The organism is Enterobacter cloacae complex sp.6700776 (assembly GCF_048284255.1).
Taxonomy (GTDB): Bacteria; Pseudomonadota; Gammaproteobacteria; order Enterobacterales; family Enterobacteriaceae; genus Enterobacter; species Enterobacter intestinihominis.
In genome coordinates, this window is the sequence record NZ_JBLVYK010000277.1 from 1 (window position 1) to 273 (window position 273).

Here is a 273-nt window from a genome sequence, read left to right on the forward strand (position 1 = left end):
GATGTGTTTCATTGGTTGCATACGGAAGAACATAGATAGCGACCACAATATCAAATTGGTGATGAGTGAGGTCGTCTAATTCACTGAAATACTCAATATTTAATGGTTCTTTTATTTCATGCATTTGGGCGCTATTAATCATGCCAATTGAACTATCATACCCTACAACTTGCTGACATCTTTGGTTTGCTAACCAACGCGAAATCCCTCCTGCGCCACAACCATAATCCAGTATTTTTAGTGAACGAGTGTCACCTAACCAATTTTTTATCG

General features: G+C 38.5%; 1 protein-coding gene. It reads right to left on the reverse strand.

Annotated features, from left to right (window positions below; genetic code table 11):
* A partial coding sequence (locus tag ACNQ0T_RS24240; RefSeq protein ID WP_417930500.1) for a class I SAM-dependent methyltransferase occupies positions 1–273 on the reverse strand: 273 nt, incomplete at both ends.